This is a genomic window from Acidimicrobiia bacterium, assembly GCA_036396535.1.
In the GTDB taxonomy this organism is placed as follows: Bacteria; Actinomycetota; Acidimicrobiia; order Spongiisociales; family UBA5794; genus DASWKR01.
Genome location: DASWKR010000076.1, coordinates 14,503 through 28,368, shown reverse-complemented (window position 1 = coordinate 28,368; position 13,866 = coordinate 14,503). Strand labels below are relative to the sequence as shown.

The window sequence follows — 13,866 nt, the reverse complement described above, 5'->3', positions numbered from 1 at the left end:
GGTCGGCACCATGATCGTCGCGGTCCGCACACCCGACGGAGCGGCCGCCAGGACCCTGCGGATGCCGGGGGACCGGGAACGGGTGCGGACGTACACGACGACGGCTGCGCTCCACCTCGCCCGGCTCGCCGTTCAGGGTGCATGGTGGCGGGACGATCGGGAGAACATCTGGGTGCGCCGGTGAAGCAGCGACTGTTCCTCGCCGTCGAGCTCGACGACGAGGTGAGGCACGGCCTCGCCGCCCATCTCGACGCGGCGACCGGGTCGGGGGTGCTGCCGGGCAGGCCGGTCCCCGCCGCCAACTGGCACATCACACTGCGATTCATCGGATACGCCTTTCCCGAACAGCTCGACCGGCTCCTCCACGAGGTCGACACCGCCGAGCTGAGCGGACCGTTTCGAATCGGCTTCGGCGGTCTCGGCGCATTCCCGAGGCCGTCGAATGCGACCGTGCTGTGGCTCGGGATCGAGGCCGGGGCCGGCCGGCTCGTCGACCTGGCAGCCGCGGTCGAGGCCGCCACCGTGGGCGCCGGGTTCGGGCCGGAGGAGCGCCCGTTCCACCCTCACCTGACGCTCAGCCGGATCCGCCCCCACGAAGACGTGTCCGGCGTCGTCGAGAGCTTCCCGGGCTTCCCTCTCAAGCTCGGGGTCGACGGCGTGACCTTGTTCAGGAGCATCCTCGGAGGGGCAACCCCGGCCCGGTACGAACCCGTCGAGAGGTTCCCACTGACCAGCCGGGGCCAGCAGACAGACCGGGCGAAACGACGAGAGGACCCGTCTTAGCGGCGAGCCCTCGCGTCAGATCTGGTGTCGGAGGCGATCAGCCGGTGGCGCCGCCCGTGATCTCGACGACCACGACGTGGGTCATCGACTCCGGGTCGCCGCCCTTGGTGTACCTCACCGTCACTTCCAACTCGACCGTCCCCGGCTCGGCCGCCGTGGCGTCGATCATGAAGCGGGCGACGTCAGTCTCACCACGGTCGAGCGTGGTGTCGGCGTTGAGGCTCGTGTGGTCGCCGTACCCCGGATACACGATCGTCAGCCCTGGGGCCTCCGAGACCGTGAGCGTGAAGTCGCCGAGCTCCGGGTACGAGCCCGTGTACGTCACGTCGACCCAGGCCGCCTCGCCGGACGCCACGGACACGGAATCCGTGAGCACCTCGAAATCGGCTCCACTGTGCCGGGCGACGGGCACCTCGATCTTGTACTCCTTGTGACGCTCCTTGCCGTCCCGCTCGGTCCAGTGCGCCCGCAGGTGGATCGTGCCGTCCCGGTCGCGCTCCGACGCCGGGACGCTGATCCGCAACGCCGTGAAGTCGATCTCACCCTTGGCGAGGTCGGCGTCCCAGTAGAGGGAGGTGTGGTCGACGGTGTTCTCCGGGTACTCCACCCGCCACCCCTTGGGGATCGAGCGGGCAACCACGCCAAAGTCGGTGACATCTCCGCCTTCGCCCAGCCAGTTCAGTGCGACCCACGCCGTGTCGCCCGCCATGACGGCAGCCGTCTTCTCCGTGAGGAGCTCGGGGTCTGAGTTGGACGCGGCGAGCGCCGGGGAGGCGCCCAGCACGATGGTCGTGGCCGCCAGGGCCGAAATGAGCAGTGCAATCCGATACTTCATAGTCGTTGCATCGACCGTGACCTGGGGTTTCTGGAGCGTCAGCTGCGTGACCCCATCGGGGCTAGTCACCGCACAAGCCGTCGTAGGCGGCGACGACCTCGGCGCGCCGCGCCTCGTTCGAGGCGAGTTCGGCTTTGAAGGCGTCGTAGTCGTCTCGGGTGAGCCCGGCGCCGCCGAGCCTGGCGTCGAGCTCGGCCTGCAGCTCGCCGAGGTCCTGGTACGCGAAGCGGGTCACGTCGCACATCCATCTCGCCTCGAGCTGGGTGAGTACCGTCGTCCTCTCCGAGACCGTTCCCTGGTCCGGGCCGGCTCCTCCGTCCCCGCCGGCCGGCACGGCTTGGCTCCCGCCGCAGGCGGCGCACAACACGAGTAGGTACGGAGCGATCCGTCGCATTCGAGCTCCTGGTCGGGACGGCACCAACTGGATCGGCAGTCCCGGCGGCAGGGTTGAGCGATGCCGAGCCTCAGCGGACCGGCGTGCCGACGATCTGCAGGTTGACGGAAGGCCGGTTGGCGCCGTACTGGACCATGCGGCCGACGATCGACGTCTCGCCGACGACGAGGCCGTCGATGAAGCCCTGACCTCTGGGCACGAGATCGGGTGTGAGCGTCCACACGTCCGGCGACGTGCCGACGACCAGGAAGATCTGCTCCTGTTGGGCGGCTGCGTCGAACCCACCGACCGCCAGGGCGACGCCGAGAGGGCCGATCGCCGCCGAAGAGATCCAACTCTCGCCGTTGGGGGCGTCGAGGTTCACGCGCGGGTCATCCAGCTTGGGGTCGCCGAACAGTGTCTCCTGCAGGTCGACCGTCTCCCAGCTTCCGCCTTGCTGCCAGGCGACGATCGGACTGCCGCCGCTCATGCCGACGATGACGGTGTCTCCGCCATGACTGCCGGCGGCTTGCACCCAGTCCATGGCGGGCAGGCCCTCCTCCGCCTCCCACGAGGCCCCGTCTGCGGACGACCACACGGTCACGCCCGGTGCCTGCTGATCCGGCTGCCCGAGCTCGAGCCTGCGGGCGAATTCGGCGTCGAAGCCTGGGTTCTCCACGACGAGGAAGCCGTCGTCGACGGCGTAGACGCCTGCGATGCCGGGCCCGGAGTCGACCGGCGACTCGACGCGGTGGAGGCCGCCGCCGTCCTCGACGAGGAAGAGCTCGCCGGCGGACGACGCCCCCGGGGCGTCGATCCCCAGGTCGGCCCACGTGAGCTCCTCGATGATCGCCGGGTTGCCTTGGTCGTCGACGCTGGCGTAATCCATGACGATGACACCGCTGTCGGTCGGCTCGACGCCGACGTTGTCGCCCCGCATCCCTTCCGGCAGGAGCGCCGCGTAGTCGACCACGAAGGTCGTCTGCACGGCGGCGAGCACGCCGCGCTCGCCGGCGACGATCCAGGAGTTCGCGAACGTCCCGAACGACGGCAGATCCGGAGGCGTCGCCGTCACGGGGATGTCGGTGACGTCCCAGGTCTCGCCGCCGTCGTCGGACGCCGCCACCTGGAGCCGGGGCGAGGCGTCGACCGCGCCGGGCGCCGTCCCGATGAGATACAGCGTGCCGTCACGCTCGGCGAGGTCGTTGGCGGACAGAGAGTCGTCGAGGACGGCGAAGGCCCAGCTCTCGGCGTCGTCCGACGTGTAGATCGCCGGCTGCGCGAAGCCGTTTTCGAAGCGCTGGCCGGGCGCCGTCGACAGGGCGTAGATCGTCCCGTCTGCGCCCGTCACGAACTTCTTGGTGAAGCCGAGCGTCCCCGGCACCGTGTACCACTCGAGCTCGGCGCCTTGCGCGGGAACTGCGACGGCCTGCTCGGAGGCGGCGTCACCACCCGTCCCCGGCACACCTGTCGTCGGCCCGTCGTCGAAGACCGAGCCGAGCGAGAGGACGCCCGCGATGCTCGCCGTCACGACGAAGGCGCCACCGAATGCTGCGAGCAGGCGCCGGCGGATCATGATGCTCCGTCCCTTCTTCATGGCTCTGGCCGGGCCCTCGCCCCGGCGCTCGAGGTCGGCCGCCTCTTGGCGGAGGTGGTCCCTCAGTCGCTCTTCGATGCTCATGCGTTCCTCTCCTCTGGAGCGAGGTGGTAGAGCTTGCGTTGCAGGAGTGAGGTCGCCCTGTGAAGCCTGCTCTTCACGGTGCCGGGCCGCACCGAGAGGGCGTCTGCGGTCTCTTGCGTCGACCAATCGAGGAGGAACCGCAGCACCACGACCGCCCTGAGCTCGACGTTCAGCTCGGAGAGGGCGCGTTGGATCTCGGGATCGGCCACCGCCGGCATCTCGATCGATGCCGGGCCATGGAAGAGGAGCCTCCGGGCCGCCCGGCGCCGCAGCGATCGTGCCCAATTGAGCCCGACGCGATACACCCAGCCGGCCGGGTTGTCGTACGACTGCACGGTGGACCAGTGCGAGTAGCACCGCGCCATCGCCTCGTCCGTCGCCTCGCGTCCGAGGTCGGCGTCACCGAGTGTCACCGAGAGGGCCCGCGACACGTCTCGGTAGGCGGTGCGATAGAACACGACGAAGTCCGGGCGGATCTGCTCCGTCACGACCGACCGGGCACCTCTCTTCTTGGTCACGACCATGGCAGTCACATCTACAAACGCATCTGCGATCCGGCCGGTTCGAGGTTTCGCGGCGTTCACGCGCCGAGCCTGCTCTCGATCTCCTTGAGGGCCGGGTGATCCGGGTCGATCGCTCTCACGGCTTCTGCAGTCGTCCTCGCCTCGTCGAGGCGTCCCATGTCGACATAGAGGACGGCCAGGTTGACGAGCGGCGCGGCGCTTCGAGGCGCCAGGTTGGCCGCCGTCAGCCACTCCGTCTCGGCGGCTGTCGGGTCGCCGTCGAGCAGGTATGCGATCCCCGCGCCGAGGCGCACCGCGGCGTTCTTCGGATCGCTCCCGGTGACCGATCGGTACTGCTCGGCGGCGGTGGCGGCGTCCTCGGGCCGCCCCGTCACCCTGGCGAGATCGAGGAGGAGCGAGGCGTGGCGCGCCCCGAGGAGTGGATCGCCCGGCGAGACGTCGAGAGCAGCCTCGATCCTCGTGATGGCCGCCGAAAGGCCGGCGGCATCGCCCGATGAGGAGGCGATTCCTGCGGCCACGAACCGGTAGCGGATCGAGTCGGGGCGCAGCGTCACGGCGGCGTCGGCGGCCGCCAGAGCCGGCGAACCGGCCGCAGACAGCTCCGCAGCGTGGGCCGCCCGCCTGTCGGCGGCGACGTCCAACCCGCCTGCCGCCAGCGCCGCCACCGCCACGGCGAGCGGAACCAGCCAGGCTCCGGGCGGCAGGCGGATCGTGCGCCTGGGGGCCGTCGCGGCGACGAGCAACCCTGCGAGTGCCCAGAACACGGGGTCGACCTCCGTGACGGGGAAGAGGAACTGCTGCTGGGCGATGTATCCCGTGACGGCAGCTGCGATGCCGACCGCCACGGGGCGACGGTCCCGCGTGGCGATGATCGCTCTGGTGACGAGCCACAGCGCGCCTGCGAGATACAGGGCGAGGCCGGGCAGTCCGGTGGTGACGGCGACGTCGAGTGCGCCGTTGTGGACCCGGTCGGGCATCGTCACCCTCGTGTAGCGGCGCTCGTAATCGGCATCGACGTGGGATGGGAAGGCGATGCGATAGCCCTCGAATCCCGTCCCGGTGACGGCGTGCGACCGGAACGCTCTGGTACCCACCTGCCATTCGTCGATGCGTCCCCTGGTCGTCCCCTCGTCGAATCGAAGTGCGGTGACGATCCGCGACCCGGTCGGCGTCGCCACCACGACCACTGCCACCGACAGCCCGATGGCGACCAGGATCCACGTTCGCCTCCGCAGCCAAGGCAGCAGCGCAGGCGAGACGACGACGAGCGCCACCGCCAGGCCGACCCACGCCGCCCGCGTCTGCGCCGCCACCGCCGACACGGCAGCGAGCGCCGCAGCCGCCGTTGCAAGCGACCGCCACAGCCGGGATCCCAGGCCGTCGACGGCGGCCCCGATCGAGACGGGGAGCAGCAGCGTCGCCGCTGCTCCGAGGTACGCCGCCGTGCCGAACGGGCCGCCGGCTCGTCCCGTTTCGATCGCCAGCCTCACCGGGGGCAACCCCGCCAACTCGAGGAGGACGTACAGCCCGGTGGCGAGCGAGGCGACCACGACGCCCTTGACGACGGTGATGGCGAGGTCGCTCGAGAGCTGCGGATCGATCGCCTGTTGCGCCACGACGAAGACGACCGCGAAGCACAGCCAGGCGACGAGGCCGAGGTGGCGGTCGGGAGTGCCGATCCAGGTGTGCAGCGGGTCGAGCGCCGCCAGGGATGCGACCATTCCCCACGAGAGGAACAGCGTCCACGCCATCGCCGAGCCGACGTGGAGTGTCACCGAGCGCCCGGCGGCGACCAGCGTGGCCAGGCCGAAGGCGAGCGTGGTGAGCACCGCCCACTTCACGGGTCCGAACGGCGCCCAACCGGCGGGGTCGAACCCGGCGAGCACCAGGACGACGAGTGTCGCCAGGCCGTATCCGATGGCGCGGGGAGAGGACATCGGGGGGCATTCTCATCGACCGGCGAGTCTGTCGGGGCGGTCCTCGACACCGAACACATGTTCGCCTAGAGTCGGGGACCCGTCACGAGTACAATCACGCGACCGTAATTACACACGCGGGATTTCGTCACAGGGCGGCGATACGGTGCGAAGCGAACAAGGCGACACGGTGCAGAGCACCGGCGAGAGTGCGACGAGGAAAGGGGCCCGAGGTGTCGAACGACAAGGTTGAGAACGAGAAGAGCCTCGACATGGCCGTGTCGCAGATCGTCCGCCAGTTCGGGCAGGGCGCCATCATGAAGCTCGGTGCCAACAACGTCCAGAAGGTGAAAGCGATCTCGACGGGCGCCATCTCGCTCGACCTCGCACTCGGCATCGGCGGCGTTCCCAGGGGCCGGGTCGTCGAGATCTTCGGACCGGAGAGCAGCGGGAAGACCACCCTTGCCCTCCATGTCGTCGCCGAGGCGCAACGCAACGGCGGCGTGGCAGCGTTCATCGACGCCGAACACGCCCTCGACCCGGTGTACGCCAAGGCGATCGGCGTCGACATCGACGAGCTGCTCATCTCGCAGCCCGATACCGGTGAGCAGGCTCTCGAGATCGCCGACATGCTGATCCGCTCGGGGGCGCTCGACGTGGTGGCCGTCGACTCCGTCGCGGCACTCGTCCCGAGAGCGGAGTTGGAAGGCGACATGGGTGACACGCATGTCGGTCTGCAGGCACGGCTCATGTCGCAGGCGCTGCGCAAGCTGGCGGGCACGATCAACCGCTCCGACACGACGGCGATCTTCATCAACCAGCTTCGCGAGAAGATCGGTGTGATGTTCGGCTCGCCCGAGACGACGCCGGGTGGGCGGGCGCTCAAGTTCTATGCCAGCGTCCGCATCGACGTTCGCCGGATCGAGTCGATCAAGCAGGGCACGGATGCCATCGGCAACAGGGTGCGGACGAAGATCGTCAAGAACAAGGTGGCGCCCCCGTTCCGGATCGCCGAGTTCGACATCATGTTCGGCGAGGGGATCTCCCGAGAGGGCAGCCTGATCGACGTCGCCGTCGACGAGGGGATCGTCAAGAAGGCGGGGGCCTGGTACACGTTCGACGGCGACCAACTGGGCCAGGGCAGGGAGAAGGCGAAGGAGTTCCTGAAGCTCAACCCGGAGATCGCCATGCAACTCGAGGACCGGGTGCTGCGTTCGGTCGGTCTCGTGGAAGATCCGAATGCCGAGGTCGTGGTCATGGTCGACGAAGGTGACGACCGAAGGGACGTCGACGACTGAGCGGCCATGGCAGCGCGTGGTCCGCGGCCCCATACGTGGAGGCGGGCTTCTCGTGCCGGAGCGAGCCGCCCGGGGAAGATCCCGTATTCGTGCGCGCCGCCGGGCGAGCGACCAACGCCGGCAGACCGGATTTTCGCGTTTCCGAAGCTTGACAGGTGCTGTACGATCGGACCAAGAACACACACACCAACGATTGAGACACGAAACCTTGACGAACAGCCATCACGACGACGCGACCCGAGGAGCCGCAACGCTCTCGGGAAGAGGAGTGACCTGACGAGACGGCGCTGAGCGCCATCCGTTCGTTTTCGCTGTGGCGGTGTGTGTGCCGGGCCCTTGGCTCGGCACATTTTTCGTCCTGGCTTCGGGAACGGAGACCGCATGGAGCAGTGGGGACTGGTAGCTCTGATCGCCGTCCTCGTCGGTCTCGTTTCCTTCTTCGCCGGTCGTGAGATGCACCGGCGGCGCACCACCGAGGCGACGGCGGCGGCAGAGCGAACCCTCGCCGACGCCCGCGTCGAGGCGCAGCGCATCCTCTCGAGGGCCGAGGAGGAAGCACGAGCACTGGCCGAGTCGCACCGAGAGCGTGAGCTCGCAGGGCTCGAGCATCGACGCCTCGAGGTCGGGACCCTCGAGGACCGGATGGCGCAGCGCGAGTCGACCCTCGAGCAGCGGGCCTCGAACCTCGCCCAGCGCGAGGAGCTGATGGTCGACAAGGAGAAGGAGATCGGTCAGGTCCGCGGTGACGCCGAGCGGATGCGTGAGGACGCTCGTGCCCACCTCGAGCACGTGGCCGGGTTCGACAGCCGGGCCGCCAAGGAAGAGCTGCTGCAGAGGGTCCAGGACGAGGCGCGCCGCGAGGCGATGGTGGCGGTGCGCGACCTCGAGCTGAAGGCCCGCGAGGAGGCCGACCGCCGGGCGAGGAGGATCCTCGCCACCGCGGTCCAGCGTCTCGCCGCCGAGGTGGTCACCGAGACGACCGTGTCGGTCGTGCCCCTCCCGTCGGACGATATGAAGGGCAGGATCATCGGCAGGGACGGTCGCAACATCCGCACCTTCGAGGCCGTCACGGGGGTGAACCTCGTCGTCGACGACACGCCGGAGTCCGTATCCGTCTCGACCTTCGACCCGGTGCGCCGCGAGATCGCCCGCATCGCCCTCGAGCGGCTCGTCGAGGACGGCCGCATCCACCCCGCATCGATCGAGGAGGCGTACGAGAAGGCCAAGGCACAGGTCGACGAGAGCATCCGCGACGCGGGCGAGTGGGCGCTCCTCGAAGTGGGGCTCACCCGCCTCCATCCCGAGATCATCCAGCTGCTCGGCCGCCTCAAGTACCGCACGTCGTACGGTCAGAACGTGCTGAATCACCTCGTCGAGTCGGCGCACATCGCCGGGATGCTGGCTTCCGAGCTCGGCATCGACCCGACCGAGGCGAAGCGGGCGGCCTTCCTCCACGACATCGGCAAGGCCGTCAGCCACGAGGTCGGAGGGTCCCACGCCCTCATCGGAGCAGAGATCGCCCGGCGGTTCGGGGAGGACGCCTCCATCGTCCACGCCATCGAGGCGCACCACAACGAGGTGGAGCCGAGGACGTTGACGGCCGTGCTCGTCCAGGCGGCCGACGCCGTCTCGGCGGCCCGGCCCGGAGCGCGGCGCGAGGCACTGGAGGCGTACGTCAAGCGCCTCGGGCAACTCGAAGAGATCGCCGCGAGCTACACGGGTGTCGACAGGGTCTTCGCCATGCAGGCCGGGAGGGAGATCAGGGTCGTCGTCGACCCTGGGTCGGTGGACGATCTCGCCGCTTCCGAGTTGGCCCGCACGATCGCCCGCCGGTTCGAGGAGGACTTACAGTATCCGGGCCAGATCGAGGTGACCGTCATCCGCGAGTTCCGAGCCAAGGACTACGCCCGCTGACGGCGCCGCGGCCGAGGCGGCAACAGACGAGGACCGGGGTGGCTCCGTGACCGACACAGTGATGCTCGGAATGCCGGCACGCAAGGTCGTGCGACCGCCGACTCGCCTCGGACGGACGTACTTCATCCGCACCTTCGGGTGCCAGATGAACGAGCACGACTCCGAGCGAATCCGAGGGCTCCTCCAAGCGGACGGCATGTCGCCCGTCCGGCGTCCCGAGGACGCCGACGTCGTCGTGCTGAACACGTGCACGATCCGAGAGAACGCCGACCAGAAGCTCTACGGCTACCTCGGGGCGCTCAAGCGGGTCAAGGCGCAACGGCCGGGGATGCAGATCGTCGTCGGCGGCTGCATGGCGCAAAAGGACAAGGAGTCGATCCAGGACCGGGCAGGATGGGTCGACGTCGTCTTCGGCACCCACAACACGCACCGGGTGCTCGACCTCCTCGACAGGGCGGAGGAATGGGGGCCGATCACCGAGATCTGGGATGAAACCCGGTCCGTGGACGACCTGCCGTCGGCGCTGCCGGTTACCCGGGAGTCGGAGCACTCGGCCTGGGTGACGATCACGATCGGGTGCAACAACTCGTGCACGTTCTGCATCGTCCCCATCGTGCGCGGCAGGGAGATCAGCCGCAGGCCGGGAGACGTCATCTCGGAGGTGGCGACCCTCGTCTCCGAAGGCGTCGTCGAGGTCACGCTCCTCGGCCAGAACGTCAACTCATACGGGCGCGACCTGGAGTTGAACGGCCGCAAGCCGTTGTTCGCCGACCTGCTTCGCCGCATGGACTCCATCGAGGGGCTGCGGCGGGTCCGCTACACGAGCCCCCACCCCAAGGACTTCCGGGAGGACGTCGCCGCCGCCATGGCCGACACCGCGGTCGTGTGCGAGCAACTCCACCTCCCGCTCCAATCGGGGAGCGATCGGGTCCTCGCCGCCATGCACCGCGGGTACAGCGCCACCCGGTTCCTCGACAAGCTGGCGATGGCGCGCGACGCCATCCCAGGGCTCACGACGTCCACCGACATCATCGTGGGGTTCCCCGGCGAGACGGAGTCCGACTTCCAGGCGACGCTCGACGTCGTCGCGGCTGCCCGATTCGACAGCGCCTTCATGTTCCAGTACTCACCGCGCCCGGGCACGCCGGCGGCCACGATGTCCGATCAGGTCCCGGCCGAGGTCGTGCGGGATCGGTTCGATCGCCTGGTGGCGCTGCAGGGCACCATCGGCCTGGAGTGCAACGAGGCGATGGTCGGCTCCGTCGTCGAAGTGATGGTCGAGGGCCCCTCGAAGAAGGATCCCTCGGTCGTCACGGCCCGGACCAGGGGCGGCAAGGCCGTCCACCTCCCGACGGATGCATCGCCCGGTGCAGTCGTCGACGTCGAGATCACCAGAGCCGCTCCCCACCACCTCGTCGGCCGGGGCGCCCCCTGAGAGCGCTGGCGGTGCTCGGCCCGACGGCCTCGGGCAAGTCGGAGATCGCTGCGGCGCTGGCGAAGCTGTCTGGCAGCGAGATCATCTCGGTCGACTCGATGCAGGTCTATCGCGGTATGGACATCGGGACGGCCAAGCCGAGCATCGGCGACCGCGCCGATGTGCCCCACCACATGATCGACGTGGTCGAGCCGGCGTCGGCGTACAGCGTTGCCGAGTATCAGGAGGACGCACGCGCCGCGCTGCACGCCGTCGAAAGGCGAGGGGCGCCCGTAGTCATCGCAGGGGGGTCGGGGCTCCACTTTCGATCACTCGTCGATCCGCTCGACTTCCCGCCGCACGACCCGGACGTCCGTGGGGAGTTGGAGAGCCTCGACAATGCGGAGGCCGTCGCCGCCCTCGAGGCGATCGATTCGGAGGCGGGACGGAGGGTCGACCTGGCGAACCCTCGCCGTGTGGTGCGAGCACTCGAGATCCACCGCCTCACCGGCGACACGCCGGGCGACCGGGCCCGCACCCCCGACGCGGTCGCGGTCGCCGAGTACCGCGCCGCCGTGCCCTTCGTCGCCGTCGGGCTGGACCCCGGTGACGAGCTCGCCGACCGCGTCGAGCGGCGGATGGACGCCATGCTTGCGGCGGGATTCGTCGACGAGGTGGCCGCTCTCCTCCCGAGGTTGGGGCCGACCGCGAGGGAGGCCGTCGGGTACAAGCAGCTCATCCCCGTCGTCGAGGGAACCGTCACCGCGTCGCAAGGCCGCCGCCAGGCGATCCGGGCGACGCTGGCCCTGGCGAAGCGGCAACGGACGTTCTTTCGCAGGGATCCGCGGATCCGTTGGCTACCGTGGAACGACGACCCGGGCGCCCGGCTGTCAGCGGCGCTGGCGGCCCTCGAGGAGCTGCGATGGACTTCGTGAAGATGGAGGGCCTCGGCAACGACTTCATCGTCGTGTGGGGCGGCCACGTGCCGAACACCGACGCCATCGTGCGATGGTGCGATCGGCGCTTCGGAGTGGGCGCCGACGGAGTCTTGTCGGTCGACCTGAGCGGGCCGGAGCGCATCAGGATGCGCTACTGGAATGCCGACGGGGGTGAGGCCGAGATGTGCGGCAACGGCCTGCGGTGCGTCGCCCGGCTCGCCGTGCTCCGCAACTGGGTCTCGGGCCCGTGGCTCGTCGTCGAGACGAAGGCCGGCGACATGCCGGCCGAGATGAAGCCCGGCGGGCACGTGCGGGCGCTCGTCGGGATCCCGAAGGCGACGGGCGTCGCAACGTCGCAGGGTGCCAGGGTGCACCTCGTCGACATCGGCAACCCTCACGCCGTCGTGTTCGTGGACGACCCGGCCAAGGCACCCGTGGCGACCCTCGGCAAGAAGATCGAGCACGACCCTCAGTTCCCGAACGGCACGAACGTCGAGTTCGTCACGCCCCGCCGCGCCGACCGCATCGAGATGCGTATCTGGGAGCGGGGGGTCGGCGAGACCCTCGGGTCCGGCACCGGAGCGACCGCCGCCGCATTTGCCTCGGTGGTCCACCGCGGCGTCGCCGCCCCGGTGCACGTGGAGCTCCCCGGAGGCGAGCTCCTCATCGAGCTCGACGGTGAAGAGGCCTGGATGACCGGCCCCGCCAACCTGGTTTTCGAGGGAACCCTCCCGGACTGATCCGTTCTTGCGTCCCTGGGTCGCGTTGGTGCGATGGGGGGACGCCGGAACGGTGGGGGTGCGGCGGTCGGATCCGTCCTTGCGTCCCTGGGTCGCAGTGGTGCGATGGGTGGACGCCGGAACGGCGGGCGTGCGGCGGTCGGATCCATTCTTGCGTCCGTGGGTCGCAGTGGTGCGATGGGGGGACGCCGGAACGGTGGGGGAGCCGCGTCTCAGAGCACCCGGCGCAGCAGGGCGACGACCACGCCGAGGATCTCGACGCCCTCGTGGAACACCATCGGGGGAAAGTTCGGGTTCTCGGCTCGCAGGATCACCCGGTTGTCCATGCGCTGGAGCCGCTTGACGGTCGCCTCCTCGCCGTTGACGAGGGCGGCGACGATCTGGCCGTCGCGGGCGTCGCTCTGACGGCGGACGACGACGTAGTCGCCGTCGAAGATCCCGGCCTCGATCATCGAGTCGCCGCGAATGCTCAGCATGAACACCGGCTCGTTGCCCACCAGCTCGGTCGGCAACGGGTAGATCTCCTCGATGTCCTCGTCGGCGAGTATCGGCGAGCCGGCGGCGATGCGACCGACGAGGGGAACGTCTCGAACGGGCGCCCTGTGGAGCGACCGGACGTCGGTGCCGGGGTTGATGACCTCGATGGCCCGTGGCTTCGACGGATCCCTTCGAATGTACCCCGATCTGACGAGGGCGGAGAGGTGGCTGTGGACGGTCGACGGGGAGCTCAAACCGACGGCTTCCCCGATCTCGCGCACGGCAGGTGGATAGCCGCGGTCCTCCACGGTTCGCAGGATGTAGTCGAGGATCTGCCGCTGGCGAGCGGTGAGCTCGCCCTCATCGTTGCTCCGCGCCATCTTCGTGCCCTTTCTCGGCTCTTGACGGCAGCGTACCCCGGATTTCGCGAGAAACCAAACATATGTTCGACTTGACTATCGAACAGGCGTTCGTTATCGTGCGCGGTAATGCGAACAGACGTTCGGTCGAGGCTCGACGGTCCTCCAACAGCAACGGAATCTGTCACACCCTTCGCATACGTTGCTCGCAGATCGGGCGAACCGCCCGGTGCACGTCCGGTCACAGCACGGCCGGATACACAGAGGTAGACGAGGAGGAGCAACAATGCGACGTCAGGCCACCGCCCCGTCACGTGTGTTGGTCATCATCTCCACGGTCGTCGTGGCGTTGCTCCTCCTCTTCGCCTCAGGCGTGTTCGCCGGTTCCGCTCTCGGTGCCGACGCCGGCGAACCCGAAGCCATTCGGATACCGGTCACCCACCGATACCAGGTCGAGGCCGGGGACAGCCTCTGGGCGATCGCCGTGGACACCGGCGTCGCCGGCGGTGATGTCCGGGTGGCGGTCGAAGCGATCAAGTCGGCGAACGGCCTCACATCGAGCACGATCACTCCCGGTCAGGTCCTCATCCTCCCAGCCGGCTGACCGGCTCGCA

General features: G+C 69.1%; 14 protein-coding genes. 8 read left to right on the top strand and 6 right to left on the bottom strand.

Features of this window, described 5'->3' with window-relative positions; all coding sequences use genetic code 11:
• Positions 1-184: CinA family protein (locus VGC47_14030; GenBank protein HEX9856426.1), on the top strand; the 184-nt coding region annotated here is incomplete at its 5' end.
• Positions 181-783 (top strand): RNA 2',3'-cyclic phosphodiesterase, encoded by a 603-nt coding sequence (thpR, locus tag VGC47_14025; GenBank protein ID HEX9856425.1) that lies wholly within the window; start codon positions 181-183, stop codon positions 781-783. The genes VGC47_14030 and thpR, both read left to right, overlap by 4 nt.
• A gap of 37 nt (positions 784-820) precedes the next feature.
• On the opposite strand, the gene VGC47_14020 is transcribed toward thpR, so the two are convergent.
• The 5 genes from VGC47_14020 to VGC47_14000 form a co-directional block, all read right to left on the bottom strand.
• Positions 821-1,687 (bottom strand): hypothetical protein, encoded by an 867-nt coding sequence (locus tag VGC47_14020; GenBank protein HEX9856424.1) that lies wholly within the window; start codon positions 1,685-1,687, stop codon positions 821-823.
• Complete coding sequence (locus VGC47_14015; GenBank protein HEX9856423.1) at positions 1,680-2,012, bottom strand: hypothetical protein; 333 nt, start codon at positions 2,010-2,012, stop codon at positions 1,680-1,682. Before VGC47_14015 ends, VGC47_14020 begins: the two co-directional genes overlap by 8 nt.
• A gap of 70 nt (positions 2,013-2,082) precedes the next feature.
• Entirely contained in the window at positions 2,083-3,672 is a 1,590-nt protein-coding gene (locus VGC47_14010; GenBank protein ID HEX9856422.1) for a hypothetical protein, read from the bottom strand.
• Positions 3,669-4,190: a sigma factor-like helix-turn-helix DNA-binding protein gene (locus VGC47_14005; GenBank protein ID HEX9856421.1), complete on the bottom strand. Its 522-nt coding sequence runs from the start codon at positions 4,188-4,190 to the stop codon at positions 3,669-3,671. The genes VGC47_14010 and VGC47_14005 overlap by 4 nt, the downstream gene beginning before the upstream one ends.
• Positions 4,191-4,252: 62 nt before the next feature.
• Positions 4,253-6,133, bottom strand: a complete 1,881-nt coding sequence (locus VGC47_14000; protein HEX9856420.1) for an O-antigen ligase family protein — start codon at positions 6,131-6,133, stop codon at positions 4,253-4,255.
• 212 nt (positions 6,134-6,345) lie between these two features.
• On the opposite strand from VGC47_14000, the gene recA reads away from it, so the two are divergent.
• The 5 genes from recA (at position 6,346) to dapF (ending at position 12,416) form a co-directional block, all read left to right on the top strand.
• The gene (recA, locus tag VGC47_13995; protein ID HEX9856419.1) at positions 6,346-7,410 is read left to right on the top strand and encodes a recombinase RecA; all 1,065 of its coding nucleotides are present in this window, start codon (positions 6,346-6,348) and stop codon (positions 7,408-7,410) included.
• Between the two features lie 381 nt (positions 7,411-7,791).
• Complete coding sequence (gene rny / locus VGC47_13990; protein ID HEX9856418.1) at positions 7,792-9,324, top strand: ribonuclease Y; 1,533 nt, start codon at positions 7,792-7,794, stop codon at positions 9,322-9,324.
• A gap of 46 nt (positions 9,325-9,370) precedes the next feature.
• Positions 9,371-10,759: a tRNA (N6-isopentenyl adenosine(37)-C2)-methylthiotransferase MiaB gene (gene miaB, locus VGC47_13985; GenBank protein HEX9856417.1), complete on the top strand. Its 1,389-nt coding sequence runs from the start codon at positions 9,371-9,373 to the stop codon at positions 10,757-10,759.
• Positions 10,760-10,770: 11 nt separating this feature from the next.
• Positions 10,771-11,673, top strand: coding sequence for a tRNA (adenosine(37)-N6)-dimethylallyltransferase MiaA (gene miaA / locus VGC47_13980; protein HEX9856416.1), 903 nt, complete (start codon positions 10,771-10,773; stop codon positions 11,671-11,673).
• Complete coding sequence (dapF, locus tag VGC47_13975) at positions 11,661-12,416, top strand: diaminopimelate epimerase (protein ID HEX9856415.1); 756 nt, start codon at positions 11,661-11,663, stop codon at positions 12,414-12,416. The genes miaA and dapF overlap by 13 nt, the downstream gene beginning before the upstream one ends.
• 212 nt (positions 12,417-12,628) lie before the next feature.
• Here the strand turns inward: dapF and lexA are convergent, their stop codons facing one another.
• The gene (gene lexA / locus VGC47_13970; GenBank protein ID HEX9856414.1) at positions 12,629-13,273 is read right to left on the bottom strand and encodes a transcriptional repressor LexA; all 645 of its coding nucleotides are present in this window, start codon (positions 13,271-13,273) and stop codon (positions 12,629-12,631) included.
• Between the two features lie 265 nt (positions 13,274-13,538).
• Here lexA and VGC47_13965 point away from each other — a divergent pair, with 265 nt between their 5' ends.
• Positions 13,539-13,856, top strand: coding sequence for a LysM peptidoglycan-binding domain-containing protein (locus tag VGC47_13965; protein ID HEX9856413.1), 318 nt, complete (start codon positions 13,539-13,541; stop codon positions 13,854-13,856).
• Positions 13,857-13,866: the final 10 nt, after the last annotated feature.

Bases quoted from the DNA above. Each gene is read 5' to 3' on its own strand.
- VGC47_14015 (HEX9856423.1), bottom strand. From the start codon at position 2,012: ATGCGACGGATCGCTCCGTACCTACTCGTGTTGTGCGCCGCCTGCGGC.
- VGC47_14010 (HEX9856422.1), bottom strand. From the start codon at position 3,672: ATGAGCATCGAAGAGCGACTGAGGGACCACCTCCGCCAAGAGGCGGCC.
- VGC47_14000 (HEX9856420.1), bottom strand. From the start codon at position 6,133: ATGTCCTCTCCCCGCGCCATCGGATACGGCCTGGCGACACTCGTCGTC.
- rny (HEX9856418.1), top strand. From the start codon at position 7,792: ATGGAGCAGTGGGGACTGGTAGCTCTGATCGCCGTCCTCGTCGGTCTC.
- dapF (HEX9856415.1), top strand. From the start codon at position 11,661: ATGGACTTCGTGAAGATGGAGGGCCTCGGCAACGACTTCATCGTCGTG.
- lexA (HEX9856414.1), bottom strand. From the start codon at position 13,273: ATGGCGCGGAGCAACGATGAGGGCGAGCTCACCGCTCGCCAGCGGCAG.
- VGC47_13965 (HEX9856413.1), top strand. From the start codon at position 13,539: ATGCGACGTCAGGCCACCGCCCCGTCACGTGTGTTGGTCATCATCTCC.